Consider the following 6868-nt stretch of genomic DNA (forward strand, 5'->3'; position numbering starts at 1 on the left):
ATGGAGCGCCTGAACGAAACCGCGCAGGATTGGGTGCCACATGTGCGCCGCCTGCGGCCGGATATGGCCTGGGAAGATGTTTTGCGAATCATTAATGGCCCCCTGCCCCACGACCGGCACTGGACCCAAAGCCGCCTACTCCGTGCTGTGAAAGCCTATGTCCGCGACGGGTTTGTACCAGATGCAGTGCTTAGCCGCGCCGGACGCCGCGAAACCGATGACCGCCTGCCGGCCATCGTGGCAGCGATCAAAGGCGCGGACCCCGAAATCACACTGCAGGCGATCTGCGACCGGCTGGAATCGATGCGTGAGCGCACCCCTCGGGGTCGTGCAAGCTGGCAGCCGTCTTCGGTCAAAATGCTGCTTAAGCGTGCGGAAAAGTTGGGGCTCCTTTGAACACGACACTTGTGTTGGCCTAACGGATTGCCACCAAATCTAGAAAGTGCTTGCACGAATCTGGCTGCTCGGGCAATAGTCTCGAAAAATAACGCGCGGTCACATAAAAAACGCGCCCACGGGTCGGGGCACACATGAGCGAAGCAGAACAGGATCTAGATATCGCCATCGGGCACTACGCGGAACTTCTCGCGTCGAACCTGCATGCTCAGCGCGCTGCACACTTCCCACCAGATGCAAAGAAGGTGATGCGCACTTTGACCAGCGGAGAAGCTGCTGAGCTCCTTGGCGTCGACCATACCTATCTTCGGAAGCTTCATCGAGAAGGAAAGATCGTCGATGTCGAGACGACGGCTGGAAGTCATCGTCGCTATACGCTCGACGATATCTGGGAAATCCGGCAGACGCTTGAAGGAAACGCAAAAAAGTCTGGAACTTACGTGCCTGGTCGTCGCGACAGTGACGAGCTTCAAGTCATTTCAGTGGTGAACTTTAAGGGCGGATCTGGCAAAACGACGACGTCCGCTCACCTCGCTCAGCGCTTGGCGCTCAAGGGGTACAGGGTTCTTGCGATCGATCTTGACCCCCAAGCATCTCTTTCGGCTCTTCACGGAATCCAGCCAGAACTCGACCTCATGGAGGGCGGAACCCTCTATGATGCCGTTCGCTATGACGATCCGGTTCCGATCGCCGAAGTGATCCGCAAGACCTACATCCGCGGCCTTGATCTGATCCCGGGCAACCTTGAACTCATGGAGTTCGAGCACGAGACGCCTGCTGCGATCCAGCGAGGCGGAGCGAAGGCGTTCTTCGCGAGAGTTCATGACGCACTCGATAGTGTTGAAGCGAACTACGACGTTGTTGTGATCGACTGTCCGCCGCAACTTGGTTTCTTGACGATGTCAGCACTTTCCGCGTCCTCGGGTGTGCTCGTGACGGTTCACCCGCAGATGCTTGACCTTATGTCGATGTCCCAATTCCTGCGAATGACTGCGGATCTCCTTGGAGTAATCAGGGATGCAGGCGCAAATCTGCGCTTCGATTGGCTTCGCTTCTTGCCAACGCGATACAAAGTCGGCGACGCACCACAGACCGAAGTCATCGCCTTCATTCGCGGGCTCTTTGGGAGGTCGGTCCTGACCAATCACATGGTTGAGTCGACCGCAATTTCTGATGCCGGCTTGACCAAGCAAACGCTCTACGAAGCTGACAAGAAGGACTTCACGCGTCAGACGTTTGATCGTGCGATCGAATCTATGAACGCAGTGAACGATGAAATCGCTGAAATCATCCAGAACACATGGGGGCGGAATGGCAAGAAAGCCTAAACTTGGCCTGCCGCTGCAGACCCTTCGCAACGCTCCTGACGCTCTTGAAGGGCGCAGACTGCGTGGCGGTGTTTTTGAGATCGATCCGGCGCAGATTGTTACCGAAGGACGGTTGGATGACAGACTACAGATTGAAGTTGAGGGCCTGAAGAACTCTATTTCCAAGAACGGTCAGCGTGTGCCTGTCTTGGTCCGCCCACTGGAAGCCGATCGCTACAACCTGATCTATGGCCGCAGACGCTTGGAAGCATGTCGCGAACTCGGTATCAAAGTTCGAGCCATCGTCACAGAGGTTGAAGGTGATCAAGCGCTTCGAGATCAGCTTCTCGAGAACCAAGAGCGTCGTGATCTGAGCTTTATTGAACGTGCGCTTGTAGCGACGGCGCTTCTAGACGGCGACCATTTGGAAGGGGCTGAGCGCACCAATCGTGGTGTCGCCGAAGTCCTTAACCTCCACGAAGCTGGAGTTTCACAGCTCTTGAGTGTCGTTCGGACGGTCGGCGAGGATCTCATCCAGGCGATTGGTGCAGCTCCTGGGATTGGTCGCCCGAGATGGGAAGAGCTCAAAAAGGCTTTGGGTGCCTACGACGGTGATCGGGACCAGCTGCTAGCCATAGCTCATGCAGCCAAGTCCGGAAGTTCCGGCTCGGTCGATGAGGTTTCTGAGCGTGCGTTTCTCGCAGTTCTGGCAGCTGCGAAGAGCACAGAGAGGAAAGCAAGCCCGTCTAGAAAGGGTGCGCCTGCTTTGGCCATCCCCGGTGTTGGAGCTGCGACGGTCAAAACCGGCCGCCAAGGCAAGCAGCTCAAACTTGATCTAACTACGGATGAACCTGATTTTATCACCTGGTTGGAGGGCAACGCCCCAAAGCTGATTACCGAGCTTCATGAGCGCTGGAAGCGTTCAGGAGACTGAGGAAGAGCAACCAACAAGAAGGAGGCACGATACAGGCAAAAAGAAAAAGGCCCCGAGAAGCTAGCTTCACGAGACCTTTGTAAGGTTTCGCACCGGGATCAGACCGCTACAAAATCTCAGTTTTCGCACTTCTGAATGTAGCGTTCTGGCCCCTACCCCGCAAGCGCAAAGCGATTCGCGGGCCCTAGAATTTTTGTCTTCGTGGACATTTTCATGGAGTACACACCAATCTCGCCGTTTATGCGGCCGATATCGCACGCCCATTTGCGCGTCATTGAGCGACCCGAGGCATCTGTTCCAGCCAGACCCGTTAACAAGTGGGAACTCCTGCGCGAGCTCTCCAAGGCGCAAGCGGCCTTTGGGGTCTCGGAACGTGATCTGACGGTTTTGCAGGGGCTCCTCAGCTTCTTTCCGGACGATGCGCTTGGCGGGAACGCCGAGATGGTCGTCTTCCCCTCGAACAAGGCGATATGTGAGCGCTTGAATGGTATGCCCTGCTCCACGATGCGTCGTCACCTCGCGCGTCTTGTCGAGGCTGGCTTGCTCCAGCGGCGCGATAGCCCCAATGGGAAGCGCTACGTCCGTAAGCACGGCGAAGACCGCGTTGCCTTTGGCTTCGATCTTTCCCCTCTCTACTGCCAGTCTGAGGAGATAGCACGGACCGCAGAGGCCGTACGTGAGGCTGAGGAGCGCGTCAGGCGCCTGAGAGAGGTCGTAAGCCTCATGCGCCGCGATCTCGCGGCCCTCGCCGAGTTCGGAGACGAGATGCAGCCAGGCCTAGGCTTCTGGGATCAGCTTCGCGACAAAGCTGCCCTCACGGCTCGCGCGCTCCGCCGCAAGCTTTCAGTTGAGGACCTCGCGGCCTATCGAGCCGACCTTGAAGCTCTCCTTGACCAGGCACGCAACGTCATTGATGGCCCTGAAACAGAAGAAATGAACACCAATGATGCCCAATCTGAGCGTCACCATCATAATTCAAAAAAAGAATCCATAGATCTTGAACCTGCTTTAGAAAAAAGCGGGGCAGCGGCGGGTGTGCCAGATGTGGATACGAATGAGCCGGTGGCTGACGTTGATGAACAGGACACAAGACACATGCCAAAGATCCCGCTGCACCTAGTGATCGCGGCATGTCCCTCGCTCAAGACCTTCTACCAAGGTGAGATCCGGCATTGGCATCAGCTCTTCGATGCGGCGTGCCATGTGCGGCCAGCCATGGGCATCAGTGCGTCTGCATGGGAAGAAGCACAGCGGTTCATGGGTCCGGAGCAAGCGTCGATCGTCGTTGCTGCCATGCTGGAACGCTTCGCGGACATAAGATCGCCTGGTGGATACTTGCGAGCTCTGACTGCTAAAGCTGCGGCAAACGAGTTTTCCTGCGGCCCAATGGTCATGGCATTGATTGGCGGGCGGAACGCGGCTTAACAGCTGTTAAACTCCGATCTGCTGCGGCTGGCTTGGCATAACTTAACAGCTGTTAAGTAGGCTCTCGGCACACAAACGGTGTTCGAGAGAGAAAAGTTGGGGGGTTGAGGTGTGGCGGTATTTGAAATCGTGAAAGTGGCTTTCGCTTTTCGTCGCGGCGAAGATCTGATGACGAGGGCATCCCGATCATCATGGTAAAACCTCAGCTGGTGACCATCGCTGCTAGTAGCGCAAAGGCAGCTAGCGAAGAACATACAGAGCGTTGCGCTGTAGCCAATCTAGCAGTTGCGCGCCTCCGCGGCCCCTGCCCTTTTCGATGTCTGTGATCTGATGATGAATACCCTCAACAATTGGCTCAACGCTATCCGGCGCCTGCTGACGGCGATTTGGGTCCTGGCCTCGGATGTTCCCTTGGCCTTCATGGGTGCTAATGCCTGAGAGGTAGGTTATGGATGTCTGTTGCATGATATCGCGGCTACGGGCCGTAGCGCACAAGGAGCAGACGATCGATAGTTGCCAAAACCGTTTGACCAAGGGCACGATCCTCGAATTCCCGCGCGCGGGGAGCCGGTAACTTCTCAGTCACTTCGATAATGGCGACACAGCCAGCGAGTCAATCGGCTCCTCAAGCGCAGCAGCTGGTTGCCAGCGGTCCCGCGTTTCGCTGATTTGGTCGTAGTGGACGACGAGGACATCGCAGAACAGCGGTTGCAACTTAATCTCTTGATTTCATGCCACCCGAACTCTTCAAAAGAGTGTTTTGATGTTGGCCGCGGACTGATCTGATCCGCCCGATAACGGAAAACAATTTAATAACAATAGGTTATTGCGTTCTGGTATTCGCGACGAGAAATCATGCCCATAATAGCCTTCATCGAAGTGGCTTCCCTTTCCAGGATGCCGATCCGCTACATCGACGGGAAGCCAAAGGATCAGCACGCTCTACGAAGAATCAGCACGCTCTACGCAGAAGTTGGCAGTTGCGGGCCGATTGAACGGTCTGGGCTATCTCGTGACGAAGAAACCGCCACAGGTCTAGCCGATAGGCCCTGTGGAAGTTCTGATCCCGTCGTGCCAGTACAGTTCGGTGGAGGTTGGGTGTTTAATGGGTTTGGTCCACGAAAAGTAAAAGTGTTCTTCGGGTTTTGTGACTGACGGATGAGGGCCTTTGGGGTGCCTCGGATGGGTCCGGGCCGAGTTCCGGTCTGCCATTCCGGATGAAGGGCATTCCCATGCAAACAGGTGTCTTGCGCGTGCTGCGCGCGACCGCTGCCTCTTGGTGGCGGCATAGAAAGCTGCGTCGAACCGGCGAGACGGAGCTGGCACGGCAGCTCGAGCGGAAAGCCGTTCTCCGCGATCTCGGCTATCTCAGGCAGTGCCAAACGCGCATGTGATCTGCGGGGATGGTGGGACGTTCATCCATCTCGGTTGGACCACCGTGTCGACTCTCGCGCCTATCGAGCGCTTCCCCCTGGCCGTGCTTGCGGTCGCACTAGGGACACCCGCCATCGACATTCGACCCGTCACCAATGTCATCGCCTTCGCGAACCTGCCGCAAGTTACGCGGGACGGTTCGGTCGACCCGGACCGTTCGGGTGCCGGCAGGTCCGTCTCGCTGACCACCTACATCGACATGGTCGAAAAGCTAGGTGCCAGCATCACCAACGATCCGCGGCCCCGTCGGTCAATCTGATCTCCATTCCCTCTCACCAAAACTCGAAAGGACGCCAGCCATGGCCCGATCCCGCACGCCCAAATTCGATGCCTCCGAGTTCATCACCAACGAAATCATCCGTATCATCGAGCGCGGCGTTCTGCCTTGGCGCAAGCCCTGGACGGCTGGCGGTAGCTCCAGACCCTTGCGCGTGGGCGGTGAACCCTACCGGGGAGTGAACAACTTCCTGCTGACGATGCGGACCGTGATGGCGGGCCACAGCTCTCCCTTCTGGATGACGCTGCCGCAAGCCAATGCGTTGGACGCAAAGGTCCGCAAGGGCGAAAAATCCTCTGTCGTCGTTTATTACGGTCAAAGCCGGAAAGACGCGGGCGCAGATGAGCATGACCGCAGTGACGAGGATGATCACTCCGAGGAAGCCCGTATATTCCGCTTCCAGAAATCCTACCGCGTGTTCAATGCCTGCCAGATCGAGGGTTTGCCGGATAGCTTCCATCCCGAGCCGGACCCGGTGCTTGAGCATCCTCCGTCCGAGCCCATCCCGCACATGCAGGCGTTTTTTGACGCCATCGACATCACGACCGTCTTCACAGGAACAGAAGCGTACTATTTGCCGCCCGTGGACAAGGTCTACATGCCGTCCATCACGCGGTTCCAGGATCCGCGCAATTTCTACGGGGTCTGGGCCCATGAGCTGGCCCATGCCACGAAAGCCCCCCATCGACTGAACCGTGATTTCGGGTTCTCGAAGTTTGGCAACACGTCCTATGCGCGCGAGGAGATCGTCGCGGAATTGACCTCGGTGTTCCTGGGTCAGGAACTTGGCTTTACGGCGCATACGCTCGAGATGAATGCTGCCTACCTTCACAACTGGTTGCGCGTTCTTCGGTCGGACAAGGGCGCGATCTTTAAGCACGCCGCTGATGCGCAGCGCGCCTGCGACTACCTGATCGCACGGTCGGAGGCCGGCAGGGCAGGGCGCAGCGCCGAGGCCGCCTGACCACACGGAGAACGGAGACTCGCATGTCTCGCAAGGAACCCAAGACGCTGCGGCTGGCCGGGCTCCGCCCGTTCTTGCCTCAAACTGTCCCCCGGACAGTTTGCCGTTTCGCGGACCGGCGCGAACTCAAA

The 6868-nt window shown here is 57.4% G+C and carries 4 protein-coding genes and 2 pseudogenes; all 6 read left to right on the forward strand.

The window, feature by feature from the left end; translation table 11 throughout:
• Positions 1-396: pseudogene (locus ACGYK7_RS18815) on the forward strand (recombinase family protein); the annotation flags it as partial.
• A 134-nt stretch (positions 397-530) separates the two neighbouring features.
• The gene (gene repA / locus ACGYK7_RS18820; protein WP_058243484.1) at positions 531-1724 is read left to right on the forward strand and encodes a plasmid partitioning protein RepA; all 1194 of its coding nucleotides are present in this window, start codon (positions 531-533) and stop codon (positions 1722-1724) included.
• Entirely contained in the window at positions 1708-2637 is a 930-nt protein-coding gene (gene repB / locus ACGYK7_RS18825; protein ID WP_394403921.1) for a plasmid partitioning protein RepB, read from the forward strand. Before repA ends, repB begins: the two co-directional genes overlap by 17 nt.
• 213 nt (positions 2638-2850) lie before the next feature.
• Positions 2851-4062, forward strand: coding sequence for a plasmid replication protein RepC (gene repC / locus ACGYK7_RS18830; protein WP_276154157.1), 1212 nt, complete (start codon positions 2851-2853; stop codon positions 4060-4062).
• A gap of 1217 nt (positions 4063-5279) precedes the next feature.
• Positions 5280-5755 (forward strand): annotated as a pseudogene (locus ACGYK7_RS18835) (hypothetical protein).
• Between the two features lie 40 nt (positions 5756-5795).
• Positions 5796-6737, forward strand: coding sequence for an ArdC family protein (locus ACGYK7_RS18840; RefSeq protein ID WP_276154156.1), 942 nt, complete (start codon positions 5796-5798; stop codon positions 6735-6737).
• Positions 6738-6868 lie beyond the last annotated feature (131 nt).

It is taken from the genome of Sulfitobacter sp. 1A15299 (genome assembly GCF_043556915.1).
Classification (GTDB): domain Bacteria; phylum Pseudomonadota; class Alphaproteobacteria; order Rhodobacterales; family Rhodobacteraceae; genus Sulfitobacter.

Bases quoted from the DNA above. Each gene is read 5' to 3' on its own strand.
- repA (WP_058243484.1), top strand. From the start codon at position 531: ATGAGCGAAGCAGAACAGGATCTAGATATCGCCATCGGGCACTACGCG.
- repB (WP_394403921.1), top strand. From the start codon at position 1,708: ATGGCAAGAAAGCCTAAACTTGGCCTGCCGCTGCAGACCCTTCGCAAC.
- repC (WP_276154157.1), top strand. From the start codon at position 2,851: ATGGAGTACACACCAATCTCGCCGTTTATGCGGCCGATATCGCACGCC.
- ACGYK7_RS18840 (WP_276154156.1), top strand. From the start codon at position 5,796: ATGGCCCGATCCCGCACGCCCAAATTCGATGCCTCCGAGTTCATCACC.